Below are 24,921 nucleotides of genomic sequence, written 5' to 3'. Positions count from 1 at the left end.
GTTAAAATGTATAATATTTGTATATAAAAACATTAATAGGTAAAGAGAGGATATATTTATGAAAATAGTCCTGAAAGTAGTAGCTTCTATTCTTTGTATGATGATGTTGAGTTTTCATATACAAGAAAATGTGAGTGCCGCAGAGGGTGGAACAATAACAACAGTTGATCGTTATCAATATGGTGATAATTATCTGACGGGTAAAACAGCGCCAAACGCAATCGTTGCATTCGTAGATTGGGGTGTTCCGAGTAACTGGAAATCTAGATATATGCACTACGCAAAAGCAGATAGTAACGGAAACTTTAAGTTGTTTTCTCAGAACTTTAGTTCAGGCCAAACGGTGGAGTTAGATACGTATGACCAAAATGGGACAAAGCTTTCTTCAAACAAAGTGTATATTTTCAAGGAATCGTTTACCTCATTAGATCCGATATATGATACTTCTCAGGAGCTAACTGGGAAAACTGTGAAGAACACAAAAGTAGAGGTCATGAAAGATGGTAAAGTGATTGCCTCAGGAACATTTAATGATGCCATTCATTTACAGCTTCCTGTCCTAAATGCAGGCACATTCCTAACAGTGAAAATGACGACTGGAAGCAATATCGACATTTACAAAAAAATTGTTAACCCTAATAAAATCTCACTTATTCCAACGACAAAATGGTCTAAATCAGTGAAAGGCCAAACGGGAATCCCTTACGCAAAGATCGTCTTTAAAAACGAGAAATCTGGTGTCATTAATCAATCGGTGACAGCAGATGGAGATGGAAATTTTGAATTTAGTGTAGACAAAGATACCCTAAAGCTCTTAGACCAAAATAAATTACAAGTCATGGAACCAGCATATGACAATGTTTTGAATGAAAGATTTTTTCGTATCAGATCGACGGCTCCAACAATCAACCCATTTACCCAGCTATCAACATCAATTAGTGGAACCGCAACTCCAGAAAGTATCATCCATATTCTAAATGGAGAGGACCAAATCATTGGAGAAGGTCAGACAGACGCTAAAGGGTTTTATGAAGTTCCTGTTTCAAAGCTAATCGGTGGCGACTTAATGACCGTAAAATCGTTCATGGCTGATAATCCGATTGAAGCAAATCAATCTCAAGAAGATGTACAGAAAGTATTTGTGGAAGAAATCGATGACTCAAGTGATACCATTAATGGTATCAGTACTTTTGGGGATAAAGCTGTTGTAGAAGTGCAATCTGATGCATCGAATAACACAATTAAAGCGATGTCCAAGCTCAGCACAAGTTCCACGAAAAAGAAATATGGACCATTTGCCATTACGCCAGGAAAAAACTTCAAATTAAAAACGGGAAAATTAAGACAGGGGTCTAAAGTGACGATCACGTTGCTAAGTGGAAATAGACAGGTCTCTCTGCCTGCTGTAACCGTCAAAAAAATCGTCACATCTCCGCTTGCAGCATCTCAAGTGAAGGTGACGAACAATAAAGGGAAAAACGATACGGTAACGATAAAAGGAATCAAAAAACAATCCGTCATCAAAATCTTTAAACAAGCTTCTGGTGGAACAGCGATTGCTCAGCAAACTGCATCGAGCTCGAACATGACGATTTCCGTGAAACAATTGGGTCAAACAAGTGGAACGCTTTATATCAGCATGAAAGAGCCTGGTCTAAAAGAGGGAAATCGAGTACCAATTCGCTATCAGGGTGAAAAATCAGACGCTCTAAAAGTCAACCAGATCAAAATCAATAATTTTAAAAATAAAAATGACGTCATCACAGTGAGTAAGATCAAGAAAAAAGACATCATCAAAGTCTACTCAACAAGCGGTAAATTACTTGTCACATCAAAACCGGCAAAAAGTTCATCCATCAAATTGTACGTCAAACAAGTTGGGGTTAAGAGCGGCAAAGTATTTGTTACACGAAGCAGTGACAAGATGTTGGAAAGCGGCAAACAGGCTGTTTCTTTTAAAGGTGAGCCAACCTCTGCATTAAAAGGCAACCAAATTAACATCGTCAACAACAAGAATAAAAATGACGTGATCACCGTTAGTCAATTAGCGAAACAGGATCTTGTTAAAATCTATAACCAATCAGGAAAATTAATTGGTCAGTCAACGGTTTCTAAAGGTAAGGTTGTGAAGGTGACCATCAAACAACTAGGCGCTAAGGGCGGAAAGATCTACGTCACGGTTACAGGAAAAGGCATGTCAGAGAGTAGTAAGACGGTAAAGTCGTTTAAGGCTGAGAAGTAGATTTTCCCAATAATTTGTAACACTTCATTTCTATAACAATCGTCATTCGTTTTATGGGTGACGATTTTATGTTCAGATCGTATTTTTGAAATAACTCTAATCATAGGATGGTGCCAATCTTGAAAAAAATAAAATATGTCGTCCTAACGGCTATTATCTTTTGTTGCAGTATGTGGTCTTCTAGTGTTCAAGCTCAATCCGGTTATTTCAACACATATACAACGTATACTGGAATGTCAGGCTCTGGATTCTACACCTCTATGCAAGGAATGTGTGTCGACCGTAACAATAACATGATTTATGCTGCAAAAATAAATACTTCAACCCAGCTGACACAATTGTACTCTATTAAAATGAACAGCTCGTCAAGCAATAGAACAGTGAAGCTTCTTAAAAACTCTGACACGAATAGTACTAGCTATGATTTAGGACATGCTAATGACTTAGCTGTCAAAGCCCAAAAAGGAGATGAGCAAGTTAGTATTTATGTAGCCCCTATGACCGATGGTGTCAAGTATGTAAAAAAGATCGTGAAGCTACAAGTGAACACGAAAAAAAGTACATACAAAGTGGCTAAAGCCTATGTCCTTCAGTACCAGGGAACGAATTTATCAGTTAGCGGCATCACATATTCTGTTGGGGTAGACAAATTTATTGTGAGGTCTGGCAATCGCTTTTTCATTGGAGATTTTAATGATCAAACAGGAAAATTTGAGTATGAGGCCACATTTACATTAAATTATACAAAAGCAGTGATCAATCAATCAGTGGTAGATGTTTCGAAGTACATTCTTCAAGGAATTTCTTTTTACCAAGGAACATTATATGTCCCTTTATCTAAGCCAGATACCAACGGAGGGGCTTCTAATGTGAGTGTTATTCTCACGTATCCGTTAAATATCAACCAAATGATCAAAGAGCAAAAGGGAACAACAACAAAAGATTTTTCAAAAGAGTTGTTTACTAGAAATGACCTATCTTTCCGAATAACGAGCAGTGCATTTACTCTTTTTGAGATAGAAGCTGTTGATTTCGATGACGGAACGTTATATTTTAATACGAATCGTGGGAAAAAAGGGACACAAGAAGATATGATCGCAATATTCAATGACTATAACTACTACAAATGATGCCAGCATTAAAAAAAGCTCCTCAAAAATGAGGGGCTTTTTCCTTTCATCACCCATAATAATTATTCGCCTGAATAAAAAATTGGGATTGCATGTAGTTATATGTGATTTTCGAGAAGTCGAAGGGCTGTCCGTTTGTGAGATGGAAAACGGTCTCGACACGAAGAGCAGGATCATTTTGCTTAAGTCCGAGGTGCTTCGCTTCAGTTTCGTTTAGTTTGCCAACTTGCAGGTACATGTCAGAAAAGCCCACTTTAAGACCAAGGCCTTCACTAATGAATTTAAATACAGAATCGGCTGCAATTTCTGTGTTGAGGTAAGGAATAATGGTTTTCCGGTAATAGGACTCTTCTAAACATAAAGTTTGTCCATTGATGTAACGAATGCGTTTAAGGTAGAAAACATCCTCATCTAGTTCAATGTTTAAATTAAGCGCAGCTTCTTCTGGCGGTTTGATGGTATCTAACGTGAGAACTTCTGATGTCAGTTGAAATTCCTCTAAATCTTTTTTGAACCCTTGGTTGGATAAAAGGCTGATATAGCCTTTGCGTCTATGCCTTCTCACAAAGATGCCGCTGCCCCTCACCTGATAGACAATCCCTTTTCTTTCGAGTAAATCTAATGATTTGATAATTGTACTTTTGCTCACAGCAAATTGATTCATGAGCGTCTCAAGCACAGGAAGTTTGTCTCCTTGCTGCAGCTCATGTGTGACAATATATTTTTCAATATCGCTCGCAATTTGTTGATACTTTAACATAGCCATTCCTCTTTGTTTTCACGATTTATTGTCTTTGTATTATAGCACATCCCGATTTCTCTTTGATATGCAAACTCAAATTATATAGGTATTGATAAATTGTACCGGTATAATTATAATGTACATATACTAGTAGTGATAAAGGGGGGTTTTATATGTCAAAAGTGAGGGATTATCAAAAGCTTGCAGAAGACATCTTAGAAGCAGTTGGCGGAGAAGAAAATGTGGTGAATGCTGCAAGATGCGCCACGAGGCTGCGTTTGGTGCTGAAGCGTTCTAATCCAAAGGCAAAAGAAGCAGTCAACGCCATGCCTGGAGTCATTACAGTGGTGGAAAACGGTGGTCAGTTTCAGGTTGTGATCGGTCAGCATGTAGGTGAGGTATATGAGCATTTTTCCAACCTTGTTCAGCTCCAAACGTCGGATGATGACCAGCCGAATGAAAACAAAGGAACGATACTGAATCGGGTCATTGCGACCATGTCCGCTGTGTTTGCGCCATTTGTGTATATTTTAGCCGCAGCTGGTATTTTGCAAGGTGCACTTATCTTAATAAATTTGATATTTCCAAGCTTCTCGAAAACAGGCACTTATGAAGTGTTTAGCTTTATTTCTTGGGCACCGTTTACGTTCTAGCCTATTTTTATTGCGATCACTGCAGCCAAGCATTTTAAAACGAATATGTATATCGCGGTTGCTTGTACAGCTGCGCTTGTCAGTCCTTCTTGGACAGAGATTGCTGGACGTGTAGCATCAGGGGAAGGTGTGACCTTTTTAGGGATTGCGTTATCTGAAACGGTTTATACATCATCTGTCTTGCCACCGCTTTTCTTAGTATGGATTCTTTCCTATGTAGAAAAATTCTTAAACAAACGAATTCATGAAGTCGTCAAACCGCTATTTGTCCCATTTTTATGTATGGTCGTCATGGTTCCGTTAACCATTCTATTAATCGGTCCTCTTTCGACAGCAGGTGCAAATGGAATTGCAAACGGATACAATGTCTTAGCTGAAAATGTACCAGCTCTGGCAGGGGCCATTATCGGCGGTTTCTGGCAAGTACTCGTGATTTTCGGTGTTCACTGGGGCATCACGCCAATGGTACTTGCGAACTTTGAACAATATGGACGTGACTCCTTTCAGGCATATCAAACCATCGCTGTTATCGCTCAAGTCGGTGCGGTGTTGGGAGTTATTTTAAAAGCAAGAAATCGGGAAACACGGAAAGTAGGGGTTTCAGCTGGAATCACAGGACTCTTCGGTATTACGGAGCCTGCGATTTACGGTGTCACCTTACGTTTTAAAAAGCCGTTTATTTTCGGGTGTATTTCTGGAGCGGTCGGTGCCGTAGTGGCCAGCTTCTTTACGCCTTATTACTTTGCATATGCAGGGCTGCCTGGCCCGCTGACCATTGTGAACGGAATCAGTGCAGATTATCCAACGTCTATCATTGGTATTTTGATTGGTGTGGCCATTGCGCTGATTTTACCAGTTGTGCTTATTCAAATGTTCGGATATGGAGAAGATACAGTAGAGCAGTCAGCTGGTGAAACATCTGTTAAAGATCAAGACGGAGAAACGCCAAATACTTTTATGAACAATGAAGAAATGATCACGGCTCCACTTACAGGAAAGGTGCTTTCGTTATCTGAAGTGCCAGATGCCGTATTTAGCTCTGGAGCGATGGGGAAAGGCTTTGCCATTCATCCGACCGATAACAAACTGTTTGCACCGTTTGATGGCAGTGTCGTCATGCTTGCACCAACAAAACATGCGATTGGTCTGCGTTCTGAATTTGGTGTAGAGTTACTTGTTCATGTAGGAATTGATACGGTCTCTCTAGATGGATCGGCATTTACACTCAATATCAAAGAAGGCGACAAGGTGAAAAAGGGTGACTTGTTGATGACATTTGATCAGGAAGCAATTGAAAGCAAAGGATTACAAACAATCACACCTGTTATCATTACCAATACCCAAGCATACGAAGATGTGATTGTAGAGGAACGTTCGACATGTCAGCCAACTGACGTCATGATGACAATTGTGAAATAGGAGGAATAGATAATGACTTTACCAAAAGATTTCTTATGGGGCGGGGCATTAGCCGCTCATCAATTCGAAGGTGGATGGAATGCAGCTGGCAAAGGGCCGAGTGTTGTAGATGTCATGACAGCAGGTGCTCATGGTGTTCCAAGACAGATCACGGAAACGATAGAAGAAGGAACTTTTTATCCAAACCATGAAGCCATTGATTTCTACCATCGTTACAAAGAAGATATCGCCATGTTTGCTGAAATGGGATTAAAATGCTTGCGAACATCGATCGGCTGGAGCCGAATTTTCCCTAAAGGGGATGAAGAAGAGCCGAATGAAGCAGGCTTACAGTTTTATGATGATGTGTTTGATGAACTGATTAAACATGGCATCGAGCCTGTCATTACACTGTCTCACTTTGAAATGCCCCTTCATTTGGCAAGAGAATACGGCGGATTCCGAAGCAGAACAGTCGCTGAATATTTCGCGAAATTCGCGGAAGTATGCTTCAATCGTTACAAGGACAAGGTCACGTACTGGATGACATTTAATGAAATCAATAACAAAATGGACGTCAACAACCCGTTGTTCCTTTGGACAAATTCAGGGGTATCTGTCAAAGAAGGCGAAAATGCCAAAGAAGTCATGTATCAAGCGGGCCATCATGAATTGCTTGCAAGTGCATGGGCAGTGGCAAAAGGAAAAGAGATCAATCCGTCCTTTCAAATTGGAGCGATGGTGTCCCACGTGCCAATTTATCCATATTCCTCAAACCCAGAAGATGTCATGCTGGCAGAAGAATATATGAGACAGCGCTATTTCTTCCCAGATGTCCAAGTACGTGGCTACTATCCAAGCTACGCGTTAAAAGAATTTGAGCGCGAAGGCTATCATATTCCATTTGAAGAAGGCGATGAAGAAAGTTTAAGAAAAGGAAAAGTAGATTACCTTGGCTTTAGCTATTATATGTCAACAACGGTCAAAAGCGATGCAGTATCTGATCACAAAGGAGACATTGTCAATGGAGCACTGCCACATGGTGTAGAAAATCCGTATATCAAATCAAGTGACTGGGGCTGGTCCATTGATCCGACAGGTTTAAGGTATACATTGAATCGTTTTTACGATCGCTATCAAATCCCGCTATTCATTGTGGAAAATGGCTTTGGTGCCATTGATCAAGTGGAAGAAGACGGTTCTATTCATGACCCAGAGCGAATTCAATATCTCGCTTCTCATATTCAAACACTGAAAAAAGCGGTTGCATATGACGGTGTGGACCTCATCGGCTACACACCTTGGGGCATCATTGATATCGTGTCATTCACAACCGGTGAAATGAAAAAACGCTACGGCATGATTTATGTTGACCGTGATAACAAAGGTAATGGTTCAATGAAGAGACTCAAAAAAGATTCGTTTACTTGGTATCAAAACGTCATCGCAACGAATGGTGAAGAAGTGTAATAAAGAAATGACTGGACCGGATGAGCGTGGGATTCGCTTGTTCGGGTTTTTTTATTTCCTATGCTTCAATGTAGCCTGAATACAAAGAAAAAAGAGAGTGATCACAATAAAATAATTCATTGGATTGTGAAAGATATTGATGCTAAATGCTAATTGAAGAAGAATCCAAAAACCGAATATCACTGTAACAGCTGGGATGATTTTTTTATACACATTGATTCTCCTTTCGAGAGTAGTTTGTTTTTAGGTGGCATTGTCTCATATCATTGCAGAGATGAAAAGAGAGAAAGATATTAATAGGTTCTATTGCATAATTTGGTATAATTGGTCTATAAAAACGATAAATGGTAGATAAAGAATAGGAGTTGTTGAAATGAATCAAACTCTGCAAATGGGTGCCAATACCGTACTAAACTCTCCAAAGGGGCAATTATCCATCAGTTATGAAGTCTCATCTGCAATTGATATTTCTTTAACGGCGTTTCTCTTAACAGATTCAAATCTAGTTCAAGGAGATAATGGCATTATTTTTTACAATCAGCCGGAGAGTACTACGGGTGTCGCGACACTTTTACCAGCAGAGGTATCAGATCAGTTGAAAAGACATCAATTGAATTTTGATATGAGCAAAGTGCCTGTCGGAATCACAAAGATGGCTATTACACTAACAGAGGATCGAGGAATCGGCTTTTCTCATGTGAAGAATCTGCAAGCAGAAATTCGAACAGGTGATGAGGTGCTATACCTAACACCAGTAAGCTTTACAAATGAAAAGGGTATTGTCGTAGTAGAGCTATACATAAGAAATAGTGAAACGAAAGCACGATCCATCTGGCGTGGCTTCGATTCTGGATTGGAAGGGCTATGCAAGCTTTATGGGGTGGAGGTTGAACCTGATGAACAGGATGTTTCTACACCTCCTCAAATGGTTTCTGAAAAACAAATTAATGAGCCTGCTCCAATGAACACAGCCGCTAAAGAGAAAGTCTCTGCACCTATTAGCTTAGAGAAAGTTCAAGGTAAAATTAGTCTAGACAAAGGTCATAAACCGATCATCATTGACAAAACACCAGAGATTACGGCTACAGTATCTTGGGAGTCTGGTACCGATTATGATATTTACGCGTTGATCTATACGAAGTCAGGAAAACAAATAGATGTGGCCATGTTTGGCGCAAAAGGTGTTCCCGCTCTCAAAAGTTACGGTAACGGGGCTGTTGAGCATATGGGAGATGTCGGTAGAGATCGTGAATCAATGAAAACAGAAGTCATTAAACTAAGGTTAAATGATGATATCCTTGCGGTGGTACCCGTTGTTTACTCTGCTCAATCAAATGGAACAGGTTCTTTCTATAGATATAGAGTGTCTATGAGTATCGATAATCATCAAGGAACGTCTGTCACGATTTATGCAAAACATGCAAATGACAATGATCGAATTTATTCTTGTGTTCCTGGTATACTTCAAAACACAAATGATGGCGTGATCATCCGTCCACTAGAGCTTTACAGCAAGCCGAATTCCGAGCGCAGACCTAAATTAAAAATGAAGTCTTCAAATGAAATTGATGTTTTGATGGATAAAGGACCAATCAATGACTATAAGTAACGTGAACATGTGGCTAGACAGAGTATAATGAACTGTCTGGCCTTTTCTATATCTCTACAATGGATAAACTCGTTTATCCAAATTAGAGGGTAAATTGAATAGAAAGTCCATTCCATTTTTTATGTCATTTGGCCTATTTTTCCGTTTTGGAGGTCACGGTAAAATAGACTTTATGATCAATAATGGAGGGAGTGGCTTAATCTGGGCAAGATACTTGATGCAAAAGCACTAACCAATGCCATGGATACAAGGGCAAAACACTATCAGGAACTCCGTGAACAAATGATAGATTTAAAAAAGGCACTTCAAGGTGTTGCCAATCTCGGTGACGACTTCACTGGAAAAGGTGCCGATAACATTAAAAGCTTCTACAAAGAACTCGCCGGAAATGTGGACATGTTTATTAGCTTCATTGATAAACAAAAAGCCTTTCATGAAGGTGTTTCTGGGACACTTGATGATACAAACTTTGGCGGCAACACCTTTGTAGAAGAACACTTTTTAGACAACGCTGTACATATGGGAATCAAGAATGCCAAAAGCATCGTGAAGGATCAAAAAAAGGCACTCAAAATGATTTTTCAAGATATTGACGACCTCATTTCTCTGGAGGTATTTGATAGTAAAACCTTTGACGAAAAGATTGCAGATGCGGAAGGTGAACGGAAGAAAACGGTTAAAGATTTAATAGAACTTGATCAAAATCTAAAAGATGAATATGCTTTGTCAGAGACTGAGGAGAAGGCTACAATGGCATTGTACGCAGAAATGATCAATGCCACAAATGACGGAAAATCCATTTCGCCTATGAATTTTGACAAGAAAGCGTATCAAAATAGCGAAATCTACAAGGCAAAAAGCGATATTGAGAAGCAAACTTCTGAATATCTAAAAATCAAAAAAGATCAAGAAGAAGCCCGCGAGATCGCAAAGGAACAGGAAGCTCTCGCCAACCGTCCGTGGTATGAAAAAGCTCTTGATTACGGAGGAAATATCGTCAATGAACTGACAGGCGTAAACGATGCAAAACGTGCCGCAACAGGTGTCGATCCGATCACAGGTGAAGAACTCACCGCAGGACAGCGAGTCGCCGCAGGCGGCATGGCAGCAGCAGGATACATCCCGATCGTCGGTTGGGCAGGACGCATTTTCAAAGGCGGTAAAGCCGTTTATAAAACGACTCAAGCCACGTCCGCCGCAGTAAGAGCGGTCGACATTTACAAGACATCACAGAAGTCTTTTGACGCCCTGAAAACATCTCAAAAAGGCTTATATGGTCTCACCGCAACTAACGGCTTCAGCGAAGCGATTACGGGTCGAGATATGTTTGGAAATAAGATCTCGAAAGAACAGCAGGAAGCGAGTATGAATGCGGCGCTGGGGATGCTTTTGCCGTTTGGGGCAAAAGGGTTTCATGGGAAGATGGGTGTAAAGAGTTCAGGTATACCTAATATTTCAAAAAGGCATGATGAAATTGCTCATAAAAGTTATTATGGTAGAAAAGATTTTAGAATAAAGATAAATAGTGCAGTATATTCTCATCATGATAATAAGCATTTAAAGGCTAGAACTGCCGAAGAAGCGAAACGTTTTAGTGAAACCGGAAAACGAAATGCTCAATACCTACCTGAAATAAATAATAAAGTGATAGAAAAAGAAGCTCTTCAAAGAGGGCATATTATTGATAATGGCAATAATAATTTTTACTTCATTTATGATACTGGTAAAGTTGTTGGTTATGATAATGGAAAATCTACTAGTTGGATTAGAGGAGAACTAACGAGTGGTAATGTGTATCACGGTCATCCAATAGCTGGTGATAGATTAAATAAGTATTTAAACAAATTAGGAATAAAATAACTATAAAATTAACAAAGAGGTCGGATAAAGATGAGAAAGCATGTGAAACTTGATATTCCGGAAGTAAACATTCATCCCTTGAGGATAACTGAAGGTTGGAATGTCCGTTATAATCATTTTTGGGAAATTGACCCTAGAAAGTTAGAAACAGAAGATGAAAGATGGTTTATGTTCACTGAAAGTTTGTTACAGCTTTATCATGAGAAATCATCAATAACATTGGACGTAGGTTGGTATCCCGATTTATCTTCAGATGGCAACTATCTTGTTCTAATAGTTAAAAATACAGATTGGGACAATCCTATTCAGGAGTTTAGCTCTGATGACTATAGCAAAGTGATAGATTTTATAGAATTTCATTTAAAAGAAATTACATCTAACTGGTGGAAATAAAACTGTATGTATTTCTACGAGGTTAATAAAGCTAGTGCTTCTCTGTTTTGCCGTTTCTAAGAGCAGTACATGCTTGAAGGTGGTGGTCTTATAATGAATAAAAACCAAACAATGCTTAAAAAGAAAAATATGTGGAACCATCATTGGAGCATTAAAAATGTATATAGAACTGGATAAACTTTTATCCGCTGATACAACGGTAGATTCTTGGTACGATGAAGGATATATACTAGTAAGTGAGATACTCTCGTATTTTAGCCTAAACGATTGGGAAGAACTATCAAAACAGGTACTCAATAAACTAATAGAGTGGCAGCGAAAAATTGCGTACTGTCTCGATAATGAGTGCAATGAATATGAGTTTCATATTTTATTGGATTTGCTGAATACTAATGATGCGGAATTATTTGAGATTTGTATTGATACATTAAGAAGTTATCCTATTGAAGAGGGTAAAAAAATAGTACTGAAACATCCTCAGATTACAGAACGTATAAATCAAAAGTTGACTACTACTGCGAACCTACCAGCAAAGACAGTTCTTCGAGGTTTCATTTCAAAAATACATTCAAATTAGTCCGTTATTGCTGAAATTTAATGATGAAATAAGATCTTGATTGGTTTTATACTGATCAAGATTATTTAATTTACACTGATGAAAAATGGCACATTGTAAAAAGAGTAAGTAGGAATGTATTTATTCGGGATTTTAAACAACATAAGATTCATTATTACGTACATTTAATTATACAAAGTCCCCATTTATATTGATTTCCTAGATTTATATCCGGAAATTTTGAAAAAAAGCATAGTTATCTAGAAATCAGTTCATTCCACCATGTAGCCTGGTGGAATTTTCAAGGGGGAGATGTCTAGAGAGCAATGTTTATACGCCTTGTGGAGGTGCTCCTATGAATAATAAAGGAAAAACAAAAATCGAAACCTTAAAAAGAAAAAGCAGAAGAAAGCACTTAATAAACGAATTAAGCTATATGACACTTCCAGAACCCCCTTTTTTGGAGGTCGAAGAGAATCAATTTTTTTGTCAGAAGGTATTTACTTTCCTGCAATCGAGAGAACATAAAAGTCAAATACATGGAGACAACTATCTAGAGCATATTGAAAAGTCTACACAAATGTTAAATGAAATGGTCGGGAGGATAAAAGAGACTCCTAAACAAGGGAGATTGCTTTTTTTCCGAGATCATGAAATTGAAGCGCTTTTAGTGAATGTGGATGAAGTGTTTCATCATTTAAATCAACTTCTTGAGCAAACCAAGTTTTTAAGTGGATACGGAGATTTCATTTTAATAGCAGAGGATTTTCATTTTGGATTATGCATAGAGCGTACAGAATATTTTTATGAGTTTAGTATTTGGGGAATGTGAGTTTAGATCAAGCTTCATTTCAAAAAATGACAAGGATTTTTCTCTATCACCATTTCCCTCAAATTTAAGCAATTCACTATCATTACCTTTCACATTCATATAAAATAAGAGCTAGTGAAAATTTGAAGAGATGCTTGATAAATGAAGGGCATGTAAGCTGTATGAAATGATGAGATGTTTCAAGTACGTGAAGGTTGCAAAGCTGTTTCTCCTCACGCATGAATCTTGTAAGCGTAACCATTATTTGTCACTTCATTGCAATGTGTTGAGGGGTGTGTCAGCATGAGGAATCCGTATTTGAGAACGGCTTCTAGTCTTTATATCAATTATTTTTTATTAGGTATGGTCAATATTATTTTGGCTTCAAATATGCCATTTTTGATCAAACAATTAGATACAAATAGTGCGGGGATAAGTTATATGATATCTGCACTCGGTATTGGCAGGGTGCTCACGTATGGTCTATCGGGCGTACTGTCAGATCGTTTTGGACGAAAGCCGGTCATTTTGGTTTCGGGGGTGCTGATGGCGGTGTTCCTCATTGGAATCCCATTGTCTCCGAATTATCAAATCGCGTTTGCGTTTGCGATTTTGGCAGGGGTGGCGAATTCGGCGATGGATGCAGGGACGTATCCGGCTTTAATGGAAGCTTTTCCTCAAAACTCGGGATCTGCAAATGTGATGGTGAAGGCGTTTATTTCGATTGGGGCGACCATTCTGCCGCTCGCTATTTTCTTTTTAGCAGAGCATGATCTGTTTTATGGATTTGCGTTTTATTTACCTGCTTTTATTTATTTAGTGAATGTGATCATGCTGTGGACATTGCCATTTCCGAATCATCGCAAGGTGGAGCAAGTTCAGGTGACGGAGCATGATGGACTTCCACGCTTCTCATCAGAGCCTACGTTTTGGAGAGAAGGGGTCGCACTGATTGTGATCAGTTTTACATCAAATGGTCTGTACGCCTTGCCGCAAATTTGGCTGCCTACGTACGGTGAGGAAATTTTGGGGATGGCTTCTGGCAGTGCTGTGAAGCTGCTTAGTTACTATAGCATGGGCGGTTTGCTGTCTGTCTTATTGCTCGCATTTCTTTTGCGCCGTATTGTTCGTCCGGTCACCGTGCTGCTACTCTATCCGATTATTACATTAGCCTCTATCTGTGTGCTATTGGTCGTGAAGTCTCCAGTCATCGGGACCGTCAATGCATTTGTATTGGGCTTTTCAACAGCGGGTGTCTTTCAGCTGACGTTAACCGTAATGGCTGAGTTCTTCTGGAAAAACAAAGGGACGATGACAGGAATTATCTCAACAGCAGGCGGAGTGTCCGCCATTGTGATTCCGGTCGTCACTGGTTTGATCGAAACCCACTCGACGATTTTGCAAATCTTTATATTTGATGCGGGTGTGGCTGTTGTGGCGATCCTTGGCGCGGTGTATATCCTTTATCGATATCGCCGTGTGATGATACACGAATAAAAAAGACGACTTCCAAAGCGGAGGTCGTCTTTTTTCTGTGTTTCGTTTAGAAACGGTCATTTTCAAATAGAATTTGTTTCACTTGTTCAACAGGCATATCCTCGCCAGTAAACAGTTTGTACGCAAGGGCACCTTGCCATAGCATCATGCCAAGACCGTTAATCGTTTTGGCACCAGCTTCTTGTGCTTGAGCAAGAAGTTTTGTTTTTTGCGGGTTGTAGACGACATCTGTCACGATTAAGTCTTTGCGTAATACATCAAGGGTATCGTCAATAATGCTAAGCTCATCTAATGGTTTCATGCCAAGGCTTGTCCCGTTTGCTAAGATCGCACTTTCAGCTACTTCACGACGGAAAGCGTCTTTGTCTTCAAGTGGGAAGATATTCGCTTTGACACCGAATGATTTCATTTCGTTGTTGATGTAATTTACATTTTCCTCTGCTTGAACAAAGTATTGATCATTACGAGCAAAAATACTAATTTCACGAATACCTGATTGTGCAAGCTGAATGGCAATCGGAGTTGCAGCGCCGCCAGATCCAACGAGTGTAACCTTTTGTCCAGCTAATTCAACGCCATGTTCAATTAAGTTTCTTACGTAACCAAGACCATCTGTGTTGTAGCCAACCAGCTTGCCATCTTTGTTTACAACTGTGTTGCTTGCTCGAGTATGTCTTGCAGAATCATCTAGTTCATCTAAGTAATCAAGTACTTTCATTTTGTTCGGCATGGATACGTTAAATCCAGCTGCACCCATTGCTTTCATCCCGTTTACTGCTGCTTCTAGTTCATCATTTCCTACCTCAAAAGCAAGGTAAGCATAGTTGATTCCTGTTAGTGTATAGCCAAGGTTGTGCATCCGTGGTGACAGGCTGTGCCCGATTGGTGTTGCAAGAAGACCGACTAATTTTGTTTTTCCATCAATATTACGTTCGTGTATGTTTGTCATGATTGACATCTCCTTTAATTATCTAAACAATTTTTTCATGCGTCGTAAAACAAAGACTGCTAACAATACGCTGATGACCGCAATGATCATATCGAAGAATAAAGTCATTTTAATATCGTACGTGCTAACGAGTCCGCTTGTAATCAGCGGAACAAGGATAAACGCTGAACTTGCCGCAATGTTGACATATGATGAAGCCGTTGCTTTGTTTGTAGGGAATAATTTCATCATAATACTCATCGCCAACTGGAAAATGCCGGCTGTAAATAATCCTAAGAAAAAGGTACTAACAATGACAATGCCGTACGTTTCAATTTGAAATAGTGAAAGCATGGCAAGGAATGCCCCGATTGGGTAAATAATAGCGACCATAATTGGTGAAATTAATTTATCTAATACGATTGAAAGCAATAGAACAGATACGAGTGCACCAATACTAAAATAAGAAAGAAGCTGCGTCGCTTGTCCTGAGCCAAGCCCAATCAATTTCAACCCGAGCTGTGGAAGCCAAGTTTGCCATACAACAAATAATGCAGTAGACGTGAATCCCATAAGTACAACAGCTAGACCTTCACCAAACATTTTCGGTTCTTCCTTCATTTGCTCTTGAACGGGAAGATCGTTTTGAGAAGCCGTTTGTTTATGATCTGGGAACGGCATAAAGATCAAGTAAATGCCTACAAGTAAATAAAGAAGTCCTAGACCAAAGAATGCCCAGCCCCAGAAGATGTCATGTGCAATAAGGAATGCCAAGATAAATGGAAGAACAGTCGCACCAATTGATACAGACGCCTTCACTAATACAGAAGCTGAACTTGCTTTTTTAGGAAATGACTCTGTCAAAGCAGGATATGTTCCTGAATCAAGCAATGAGTTTGCAATCCCTGCGGAAATGGCAAAAATGAAAGCCAATGTATAATTGGTCGTTGTTGGAATCCCAATTAAGAATAATAAGTAGAGAAAGTTACCTGTAATAATGACAGGTTTTCGCCCCCAGCTGTCTGCAAGCCGGCCAGAGAAAAAGAGAGCAATTAATTTACCGATCCCGATTGCTGATACAAGCAAGCTGATTTTTGGAATATCTACATGGTAGCGTTCAGATAAGCTTTCCATGTTTGATGCCACAATAATATTGATCATGCCTAGCATGAAGTAGTTTAAATACATGCCAAGTGATGATTTAATGTATGGATTTTTCATGTTCCCACTCCTATATTTGAAACCCTGTTCGGGCCAAATTCTTGTTACCCTTTGTTATTTCCTTAAACGTAAATAATATTAAGTCCATCACAACACCCCTTGTGTGATTGATGAAAAAATAATGAATATTCATCTGTTCTTCAAATGAGTACATCGTTCTACTAAATAATTAAAAATAATAACAGTTATCATAAGTTGATGGACTTCCTCGATTTGATCAGAATCAAAAGATCCATCTTTAACTGTAGTTGATATCATAAATAACGATATGTTCACAAAAGGTATAACGATATACTAAAAGAAGCAACGAGATAAATATACTCCTGTGTATAAAATGTGTCAAGTTTATGACTTTGCGATTTAAAAAAAGAAAAATGTAATAAAGAAATAGTTGACTTGCTCAATAAAAAAAGGAGAATCGCTTTGCAATTCTCCTTTCAGCGTGTAGACAAACCCTCGCATTCTTTGTCAGTCCTGCGCTCCGGTGCTCACGAATGTCAAATTCGCTCTGCTCCGGTGCTCGTCCTTCCTAGACTGCAAAGGTTTTCTATCACGCTGAAAAGAAGACAAAGGGCTAAAATAAAGTTCATTTTAGCCCTTTGTCAACAATCTGAAAGGAGAATCGCTTTGCAATTCTCCTTTTCATGATCATGTCGAGGTTTCTCGAATATGAAGTTGAGGCTTTAATATCAATCGCTGCAGTTCTTCATCCTGCTCGTTCATTTTATGATACAAAAGGTTGGCTGCTTTGACTCCAATGGATCGTGGAAATGATGAGACTGTGGTGAGCGGCGGGTGATACATCTCCGCTTCAGGGATGTTATCGAACCCAACTACATCAATGTCTTCACCAGGCTTGATGTCACGCGCTGCCAATTCTTGAATCACCCCAAACGCCACTAAATCACTGAAGCAAAAAATAGCAGTAGGTGGTTCGGGAAGGTCAATCACTTGGGCAAGGGCTTCTTTCCCGCCTTCACGGGTAGGCACCATATCGATAATAAGAGATTCATCTATCGTTAAGTCTTCATCATCATGGGCTCTTTTGAACCCTTTCATCCGTTCAATCCAAGTTGAGGAGGATTTGATTCCACCTAAGAAGGCGATGCGGCGATGTCCTTTTTGAAGAAGATGACGGACCGCCATCCAAGTGCCTTGTTCATAATCAACACCGACATAATCACAATGGACATCTGCTAATTCACGATTTGCCAATACTTTTGGTGTGCGAATGTTGTTTAATTGTTTGACCGTTCGTGTCGAACTTTTCGATGCTGGATTTAAGATAATTCCACCCACTCGGTGCTCTACCATTGTGGAGATGAGCCGCTCCTGCTTATCTACACTATCAAAGGTTGTCCCAAGTAAAACGGTATAGCCAAGTGATTCAAGTGTGGTTTGCACACCGATTAAAAATTCAGAAATAAAGGTGTTTGAAATATCCGTGACGATCACACCTACAATATTTGAACTTTTCGACCGCATGTTAGCAGCGACGCGATCGTACACGTATCCCAAATCCTCCATGGATTGCAGCACTTTTTTCCGGGTGGCTTCAGAGATCCTAGGGTTGTTGCGAACAACGAGTGAGGCCGTTGAAGTCGATACACCGGCATGCCGAGCGACTTCTTGTAATGTCACACGCTGTTTGTTCATTTTTTTCATTTGTCTTCACCAACTTCATTGGATTGCCTAACTATGGTTCATCATCAAGATGGATGTCTCCACTAAACGAGCCGAACATTCTTTGTTTCATTATACCTTAATCAAGGGGTGTTGATGAAGTGATGTCATATCAGCTTCAGATAAGGAGGAGACAACATCTTAAAAGATTACCATTGACAGCTTTCTTTTAGAGGCGTAAAATATAAAATTATTCAGAAATAGCAACATTTAAAGTAAATATCGAAGGCTATGATTGCTGTGGGTCACACTATGGCAGGAGCAGCTTCTGGAGAGACCGCATGTATGTGCGGCGCCGAAGGGTTCACAATCTCAGGCAAAAGGACAGAAGAGTACGAAATATTGTATTTGTGATGCATGGATCATACTGTGTATTGCTTTTCTCTATTTTGCTATTCTTTTATGACCGTGAGATTGGAGCGCATCCAATCTCTTTTTTTATGGACTTTTTGAGAGTTCATTATTTCAGTATAGGATCGTGTCGTAGGAGGGTGTTGAAATTGGCACAACAAGAGTTAAAGCGAGATTTATCAAACCGTCATGTTCAATTAATTGCCATTGGCGGAACGATTGGAACTGGGCTGTTTTTAGGGTCTGGAAAAGCCATTCAATTGGCAGGACCATCGATCATTTTTGCGTACTTAATTGTAGGAATGGCCATCTTTTTTGTCATGAGGGCACTTGGAGAATTGCTCTTATCTAAGGCGGGCTATCAGTCTTTAACGGATATAGCAGAGGATTATCTTGGACCATGGGCTTCCTTTGTGACAGGATGGACGTATTGGTTTTGCTGGATTATGACAGCGATGGCGGATGTTATTGCGGTCGGGGTGTATGTGCAGTACTGGTTTGATATTCCGCAGTGGATTCCTGCTATTATTTGTTTATTGATTTTGCTAGGATTTAATTTATTAACGGTGAAGCTTTTTGGAGAAATGGAATTTTGGTTTGCACTTATTAAAGTGATTACGATATTACTGTTGATTGGCGTTGGAATTGTCCTGTTAATCATTGGTTTTCAAACAGATGCAGGGCCCGTGACGGTAACGAATCTGTGGTCACACGGAGGATTATTTCCAAATGGTGTGACAGGCTTCTTATTGTCATTCCAGATGGTGATTTTTGCGTATGTGGGCGTGGAACTTGTCGGTGTGTCAGCAGCAGAAACAGCGAATCCGCAAAAAAATATCCCGTCTGCGATTAATAAAATTCCATTAAGAATTCTCTTTTTCTATGTAGGTGCGATTTTTGTATTACTATGCATCAACCCATGGACAGAACTCAGTGCATCAGAAAGTCCTTTTGTGAAAACCTTTGGGCTCATTGGGATACCAGTAGCGGCGGGACTCATCAACTTTGTCGTCCTGACATCTGCGGCGTCTGCTTGTAATAGCGGTATGTTCTCAACGAGCCGAATTTTGTATAATCTCAGTCATCAAAAACAAGGACCGGCATCTTTTGGCCGACTAAATAAGCATGCTGTTCCAAGTAATGCCCTGTTTGTGTCGACGATTGTGGTGTCAGTAGGGGCTCTTTTAAGCAAGCTGATTCCTGAACAAGCCTTTGGTATTGTGACTACGATCAGTGCCATTTGTTTCATTTGGGTATGGAGTATTATTTTAATATGCCATCTGAAATATAAGAAGACACGTCCTGAACTGCATAAGGCGTCTACCTTTAAAGCGCCATTTACACCTTTTGTGAATATAGCGGTTCTTGTGCTCTTTGCTGCCATTCTTGTCATCATGCTTTTCGCTGATGCAACACGGCCAGCACTGTTATTGACACCCGTATGGTTTGGGTTCCTATTTTTGATTTATGCACGAAAGAAACGCCGTTCAGCATAATGAACGAAAAAAGCACAGCCTTTTTAAATGGCTGTGCTTTTGCTTATTTAACGATTTCGAATCTTCAACATATAGTATGCATTAAGAATGATCAGAACAAGTCCAACGACGATGATGGAGAAGAGTTGAGAGTGATTGGCGCCAAGAGAATAGACAATCAAAATAAACATGGCACCGGTCAATAAAATATTCATCATTTGATAAGTGTGAAAAAGCCCATCGAGCATCACATGCTTTTCGCCTTCATCAGAAATGGCGAGCAGTTTTTTGCCATAATCTTTATCGTTTGGACTAGGTAGGTGACGATTAGGATAGACGAGCTTTAGGACAGAGATCGATCCATAAGAAAGAATGACGGTGATCAAAAATAAGGCAGCATTTGCGAGAATCAGCCAGAGTGGCTGCTCGGTTACGATGGAAATTCCAATTGCAATAATCGATAAAATGGTACTCACCGTATTAGCTAACGTTACATCAGTAAAGGTTCGATACTGTTTTGCCTCGAGTTCATCCTCCTCATCACCAGATACTGAAAGAGAGACTCTTTTCTTCATGCGCGAAATGCCTGAAAAACAATAAATGATGAATAGAACTGTCAAGCCAGTGATGACAAGAGTTGCTTCAAATGCAGCTTGCAGAAGTGTCAGCTCAAATTCGGCTGCCAGCAAACAGTAAGCACCGAGAAAACCAAGGAGAGCACCTAAGAGCATTTTGTATACAGTTTTCATGTGAGTTCATCCTCCTCGAATAGAAAAATATGTTCAATGGGTTCTTGAAAAATACGTGAAAGCCTCATAGCAAGTAAGAGAGACGGCATTAATTCATCTCGTTCCATTAAGCTGATCGTCTGGCGGGAAACCTTTGCCCGTTTCGCAAGCTCCGTCTGGTTTAAACCATCACGTGCCCGCAACTCTTTTAGCCGATTTTTCATTCTGTCACCTCAACTCTGATCAAAATGTTATCTTGATTGTAAAGTATTATATTCATTTTGACAAGTATAGTTGTCAAAATGAAAAAATAATTGTCAGAAAGATCGCCTTTATTCAAAAGAGAATCAATGATACGCTAAAGAAAAGAGAAACAGAAAATAGGTGATGCCCATGTTCATTGATCAATTAAAAAGTGACTTACATCAATCACAGCCGCTATTTATCGGAGAAGAGACAGCGTTCAAAGCGGCAGTCCTTGTCCCTTTGGTGCAAGTAAACGGGGAATGGCATGTTTTATTTGAAGTGCGATCACTGACGATGAGAAAACAGCCTGGCGATATTAGCTTCCCAGGAGGCAAACTCGACGGTGGCGAAACCGCACAAGAAGCTGCACTGCGGGAAACATATGAAGAACTAGGGATTCCGCCTGAATCCGTCAAGGTTTTAGGACAGCTCAGCCCTTATATTGCCTCACCATCCTTTGTGGTATATCCATTTGTCGGGATCATTGATGAACAGCAGGTCAAACATTCCTTTAATCAAGAAGAAGTAGAGGAGACCTTTACTGTGCCTCTATCATGGCTCAGCCAATACGAACCGTACTTACACCATGTATCGGTACAGCCAACACCAGGAGAGGACTTTCCTTATGAAAAAATCATGAATGGTGAAAAATACAGCTGGGGGAGTCGTTCGATTGAGGAGTGGTTTTATGATTACGATCGTTACACCATTTGGGGTTTAACTGCCCGCATATTAAAACATTTTGTGATGGTTGCAAAAAGAAATTCCTAGAGAATCAGCTCTAGGAATTTGTTGTAGAAAGGCGTTCTTTTGCAGTTTCTTTTCCTTTCCCTTTTCCAATTAGGATGGGCGCTTTCGCTTGGCTCAATCCATATGAAGGCATGTTCACGTAGATAGATTCATATGAGCCGGCTTGAATTTGATACGTTTCATGATAAATTCCGACCGCGTCATTATGTCGTGCTCTTTGGTTAAATCCTTTCCAAGCAGCCAAATGCTTCTCCATCTTGGCATAGGCAAGGAGGTCCTCTGTTGATTTCCAATATTGGATCATGGTGGTGGTGCGTAAACCGAAGTAATTTTCTGTCCCGAGAAAACCAAGTTCATCTTGATGTGTATAAAGTTCTTTGATCATCCCCGGCATCGCCTTAAATACTGGCAGCCATTGATGGACAGCCCAGCGTTTATTGATTCTCATTCCGATAATGAACACAACAATCGGCTCAGAATTGTCTGTTGTATACCTGCCAGCACGTATATTTTTTTTCATTTGTTCACCCTTCTTCCTTCATTGATTCACAGGTCTCCACGCACCAATCAATTCCAGCCTGCGCCACTTTCTTTCCGTAATCTAACGTATACAGCCAATACTTCGCATCAGCTTCATCTGGATACAGCTCTTGAATGTTTTGTTCAATCGCAACATATGTCTCATAACGGATACGGAGCTGCCTCTCATAATCCTGTAAAAGCACCAATTTTTTCTCAAACGAAAGATATTGACCAAAAAATAACTTTAATAACACCTCATTTCGTTCTGATGGTACTTGATCGAGCGGCTGTGCCAGCCATTGCCTCAACGTGTCCAGCCCTTTTTCAGTTAGGTGATATTCCCGCTTGTCTGAGCGGCCAGTTGTAGAAGTGGGTGAAACCTTCGCAAGCCCTTCCTCGACTATTAACTTTAAAGCTGGATAAATTTGTCCATAACTAATTTTCCAAAAGTGATGCAAGCTCCTATCAATTAATTGCTTCACTTCATACCCAGACTTACAATCTGTCGTTAAAATCCCCAAAATCGCATACGTCGTATTATTGTATTTTTTCATTGATCAACACACCTATCTAAAAGATATATCATTTAGATATATAATAAACGATGTATAACTGCAGATACAAGAGGTATGAGAAAAAAATAAATGCTAGAAAGGAGGTGAAGAGATCACTGATTTGTTAATCAATGAGATGAATCCTTCATATAGAATGAACGATCATAGTTTGGAGGGGACATATGAGTAAATCGAAAATCTGGATCATGACTATTCTGGCGGTACTACTGATTGGTGGAGGCGGCTGGATAGCCTATCAAGCAATCGCACAAAAGAGTGGTTTGAATCATCCCTACGCCTTTGCATATAAGACTCATGATCGTGTGAACTGGTTCAAGGTAACGGAGAGAAACGGAAAAGTAACAGGCCAGCTGAACGAAACCATTTTAGAGGAAAATCCGAAAAGGCATTATGATCCCAATCTATTTATCAACAAATATCAATTAACTGGGAAATCAATTGAAAACGGTTACGAATTTTATGTGAAGCAAGGGAAAGAAACGGTCACATATGAAGTTCACCTTGCCGAAAAAGATCTTTCTGTGAAAAAACAAGGTGAAAAGCACAGCATCACATACAAAGCAGTTGATCAAAAAAACCTACGTGCTGTTCAACAGGACATTCATACTCGATATGAGAAACTGATGGATGACACGGAAAATAGATTTCATGATTATGTACGAAACTTCATTAAGAAAGTAACAGGCGCTTATGGTTATCTGTATACAGCAGAGGATGGTTCATACCAACTATTTTTAAAAGTAAAACGAATGTATATGCAGTCTGAATGGGCAGGTTCTTTTCTAATGAGAAAGGTTCCAGGAGATGGTGGTGAACCATATAAAGAAACGAAACATACAGCCGGTGGAGTTTCAGATGGGATGATGTTTGATTTGAGTACTTATCCTGCAATTGAAAAGGGTTTTATTTTAGGGGAAACTGACCGAGACGCAACATACATTAAATTTCCTTTTAAAATGGCAGGCGGGACAATAGAATTTAAAGCGGTCACGAAAGAGGAATATCAAGAACAAACGGAAGCATTCAAAAAGAAGGCGAAAGAATGGCAAAAGTAGATCGTGTTGGAACAGATGATTGTTGTGAATGGCATTTCAGGACGATCAGAATAAATAGGGATCATGAAGGTTTTTCAAAACATATTTGAGTGGAGGTACCTATGAGTAAATTGAAAATGTGGGTCGTGTCTATCCTGGCAGTACTCGTCTTAGGTGGAGGCGGCTGGACAGCATATCAAGCAATCGCACAAAAGAATTCATTGAATCATGCCTATGCATTTGCGTATAAAACGAAGGATAAAATGAGCTGGTTTGAGATATCTGAGAATAAAGGCAAAGTAACGGGGCATTTGAATGAAAAGTATATAGAAGAAGTAAGGTGGGATCCGCAAATCTATAAAAAACAATTTGTCGTATCTGGCAGTTCAAAAGAAAATGGGTATGAATTCAAAGTCACACAAGGTAAAGAAACGATCGTATACGAAGTTCACTTTTCAGGAAAAGACCTTTCAGTAAAAAAACAAGGCGAAAAGAAAAGTATGATATATAAGGCAATCAATCAAAAAAAGCTAGATAAATATCATAAAGAGATTCAAAAACGATATGATTATCTATTCGATACCGCTGAAGATAGGTTTTATGATAGTATGAGAAACTTCAAGGAGAAAGTGGCAAAGGTATATGGCTTTCTCTATACGGCAAAGGACAAACAATTATTTTTACAGGTGAAAACCATGCATATTGAGATTGGATGGACCGGCTCCCTTCTAATCACAACTGTTCCTGAAGAAGATTGTAAGTCTTATAAAGAAATGAGATTAGAAGTCTCGGGTGAAACGGATGGAAGAACTTTTTTTATGGGCTATGAGCCTTCAATTGAAGATGGAATCATTATAGGTTCCACTGATCGAGATGTAAAATCAATCAAACTTCCATTTAAAATGACAGGCGGTACTGTAGAGTTAAAAGCAGTTACGAAACAGGAATACCAAAAACAAGCGAAAGCATTCAAAAAGCAGGCGGAAGAAAGAAAAAAATAGATGATAAGAAACCAGATGAGTGAACTTATCTGGTTTTTTATTAATA

The 24,921-nt window shown here is 39.6% G+C and carries 22 protein-coding genes, 1 pseudogene and 1 riboswitch; of the genes and pseudogenes, 14 read left to right on the top strand and 9 right to left on the bottom strand.

Annotated features, from left to right (window positions below; genetic code table 11):
- Positions 1-58: 58 nt before the first annotated feature.
- Both NST09_RS18770 and NST09_RS18765 read left to right on the top strand, forming a co-directional pair.
- The gene (locus NST09_RS18770) at positions 59-2,242 is read left to right on the top strand and encodes a hypothetical protein (protein ID WP_342493210.1); all 2,184 of its coding nucleotides are present in this window, start codon (positions 59-61) and stop codon (positions 2,240-2,242) included.
- A 119-nt stretch (positions 2,243-2,361) separates the two neighbouring features.
- Entirely contained in the window at positions 2,362-3,372 is a 1,011-nt protein-coding gene (locus NST09_RS18765; protein ID WP_342493209.1) for a hypothetical protein, read from the top strand.
- Positions 3,373-3,421: 49 nt separating this feature from the next.
- Here NST09_RS18765 and NST09_RS18760 read toward each other — a convergent pair whose 3' ends face one another.
- Positions 3,422-4,132, bottom strand: coding sequence for a GntR family transcriptional regulator (locus NST09_RS18760; protein ID WP_008347432.1), 711 nt, complete (start codon positions 4,130-4,132; stop codon positions 3,422-3,424).
- A 155-nt stretch (positions 4,133-4,287) separates the two neighbouring features.
- On the opposite strand from NST09_RS18760, the pseudogene NST09_RS18755 reads away from it, so the two are divergent.
- Positions 4,288-6,186: pseudogene (locus NST09_RS18755) on the top strand (beta-glucoside-specific PTS transporter subunit IIABC).
- A gap of 9 nt (positions 6,187-6,195) precedes the next feature.
- Positions 6,196-7,635, top strand: coding sequence for a 6-phospho-beta-glucosidase BglA (gene bglA, locus NST09_RS18750; protein ID WP_342493561.1), 1,440 nt, complete (start codon positions 6,196-6,198; stop codon positions 7,633-7,635).
- Positions 7,636-7,686: 51 nt separating this feature from the next.
- On the opposite strand, the gene NST09_RS18745 is transcribed toward bglA, so the two are convergent.
- A complete protein-coding gene (locus tag NST09_RS18745) occupies positions 7,687-7,848 on the bottom strand; it encodes a hypothetical protein (protein ID WP_025208294.1) in 162 nt (53 codons plus the stop codon).
- A gap of 160 nt (positions 7,849-8,008) precedes the next feature.
- On the opposite strand from NST09_RS18745, the gene NST09_RS18740 reads away from it, so the two are divergent.
- The 6 genes from NST09_RS18740 to NST09_RS18715 all read left to right on the top strand — a co-directional run bounded on the left by NST09_RS18740 (position 8,009) and on the right by NST09_RS18715 (position 14,361).
- On the top strand, positions 8,009-9,244 hold the full coding sequence (locus NST09_RS18740; RefSeq protein ID WP_116306567.1) for a TerD family protein: 1,236 nt from the start codon (positions 8,009-8,011) through the stop codon (positions 9,242-9,244).
- 201 nt (positions 9,245-9,445) lie between these two features.
- Complete coding sequence (locus tag NST09_RS18735) at positions 9,446-11,104, top strand: T7SS effector LXG polymorphic toxin (RefSeq protein WP_269927736.1); 1,659 nt, start codon at positions 9,446-9,448, stop codon at positions 11,102-11,104.
- Between the two features lie 30 nt (positions 11,105-11,134).
- Positions 11,135-11,497, top strand: a complete 363-nt coding sequence (locus NST09_RS18730) for a hypothetical protein (protein ID WP_116306562.1) — start codon at positions 11,135-11,137, stop codon at positions 11,495-11,497.
- Between the two features lie 157 nt (positions 11,498-11,654).
- Entirely contained in the window at positions 11,655-12,074 is a 420-nt protein-coding gene (locus tag NST09_RS18725; protein WP_116306560.1) for a hypothetical protein, read from the top strand.
- A gap of 334 nt (positions 12,075-12,408) precedes the next feature.
- Positions 12,409-12,885, top strand: a complete 477-nt coding sequence (locus tag NST09_RS18720) for a hypothetical protein (protein WP_116306558.1) — start codon at positions 12,409-12,411, stop codon at positions 12,883-12,885.
- 282 nt (positions 12,886-13,167) lie between these two features.
- Entirely contained in the window at positions 13,168-14,361 is a 1,194-nt protein-coding gene (locus NST09_RS18715; protein ID WP_060832790.1) for an MFS transporter, read from the top strand.
- A 46-nt stretch (positions 14,362-14,407) separates the two neighbouring features.
- On the opposite strand, the gene NST09_RS18710 is transcribed toward NST09_RS18715, so the two are convergent.
- The 3 genes from NST09_RS18710 to NST09_RS18700 all read right to left on the bottom strand — a co-directional run bounded on the left by NST09_RS18710 (position 14,408) and on the right by NST09_RS18700 (position 18,175).
- A complete protein-coding gene (locus NST09_RS18710) occupies positions 14,408-15,310 on the bottom strand; it encodes a shikimate 5-dehydrogenase (RefSeq protein WP_017368407.1) in 903 nt (300 codons plus the stop codon).
- An 18-nt stretch (positions 15,311-15,328) separates the two neighbouring features.
- Positions 15,329-16,510, bottom strand: coding sequence for an MFS transporter (locus NST09_RS18705; RefSeq protein ID WP_144683243.1), 1,182 nt, complete (start codon positions 16,508-16,510; stop codon positions 15,329-15,331).
- Positions 16,511-17,158: 648 nt separating this feature from the next.
- Positions 17,159-18,175, bottom strand: coding sequence for a LacI family DNA-binding transcriptional regulator (locus NST09_RS18700; RefSeq protein WP_125589233.1), 1,017 nt, complete (start codon positions 18,173-18,175; stop codon positions 17,159-17,161).
- Between the two features lie 276 nt (positions 18,176-18,451).
- Positions 18,452-18,531: riboswitch (glycine riboswitch) on the top strand.
- A gap of 162 nt (positions 18,532-18,693) precedes the next feature.
- On the opposite strand from NST09_RS18700, the gene NST09_RS18695 reads away from it, so the two are divergent.
- Positions 18,694-20,040 carry an amino acid permease gene (locus NST09_RS18695; protein ID WP_008347408.1) on the top strand — a complete coding sequence of 449 codons (1,347 nt, stop codon included), beginning with the start codon at positions 18,694-18,696 and terminating at the stop codon, positions 20,038-20,040.
- Positions 20,041-20,087: 47 nt separating this feature from the next.
- Here the strand turns inward: NST09_RS18695 and NST09_RS18690 are convergent, their stop codons facing one another.
- Entirely contained in the window at positions 20,088-20,768 is a 681-nt protein-coding gene (locus NST09_RS18690; RefSeq protein ID WP_144683245.1) for a DUF3169 family protein, read from the bottom strand.
- Positions 20,765-20,971: a helix-turn-helix transcriptional regulator gene (locus tag NST09_RS18685; RefSeq protein WP_008347396.1), complete on the bottom strand. Its 207-nt coding sequence runs from the start codon at positions 20,969-20,971 to the stop codon at positions 20,765-20,767. The genes NST09_RS18690 and NST09_RS18685 overlap by 4 nt, the downstream gene beginning before the upstream one ends.
- 169 nt (positions 20,972-21,140) lie before the next feature.
- Between NST09_RS18685 and NST09_RS18680 the strand changes: the two genes are divergently transcribed.
- On the top strand, positions 21,141-21,764 hold the full coding sequence (locus NST09_RS18680; RefSeq protein WP_052320578.1) for a CoA pyrophosphatase: 624 nt from the start codon (positions 21,141-21,143) through the stop codon (positions 21,762-21,764).
- Positions 21,765-21,774: 10 nt separating this feature from the next.
- Here the strand turns inward: NST09_RS18680 and NST09_RS18675 are convergent, their stop codons facing one another.
- Together NST09_RS18675 and NST09_RS18670 are read right to left on the bottom strand one after the other, a co-directional pair.
- Positions 21,775-22,263, bottom strand: a complete 489-nt coding sequence (locus NST09_RS18675) for a DUF4188 domain-containing protein (RefSeq protein WP_342493208.1) — start codon at positions 22,261-22,263, stop codon at positions 21,775-21,777.
- Between the two features lie 4 nt (positions 22,264-22,267).
- Entirely contained in the window at positions 22,268-22,819 is a 552-nt protein-coding gene (locus tag NST09_RS18670) for a PadR family transcriptional regulator (protein ID WP_342493207.1), read from the bottom strand.
- A gap of 182 nt (positions 22,820-23,001) precedes the next feature.
- Here NST09_RS18670 and NST09_RS18665 point away from each other — a divergent pair, with 182 nt between their 5' ends.
- Positions 23,002-23,895 carry a hypothetical protein gene (locus NST09_RS18665; RefSeq protein WP_116306552.1) on the top strand — a complete coding sequence of 298 codons (894 nt, stop codon included), beginning with the start codon at positions 23,002-23,004 and terminating at the stop codon, positions 23,893-23,895.
- A 101-nt stretch (positions 23,896-23,996) separates the two neighbouring features.
- Entirely contained in the window at positions 23,997-24,875 is an 879-nt protein-coding gene (locus NST09_RS18660) for a hypothetical protein (protein WP_116306550.1), read from the top strand.
- Positions 24,876-24,921: the final 46 nt, after the last annotated feature.

The sequence above is a fragment of the Bacillus sp. FSL W7-1346 genome, assembly GCF_038593335.1.
Classification (GTDB): domain Bacteria; phylum Bacillota; class Bacilli; order Bacillales; family Bacillaceae; genus Bacillus; species Bacillus altitudinis.
Note: the sequence above shows the minus strand (reverse complement) of the source record. Positions and strands in the feature narration are given on the sequence as shown.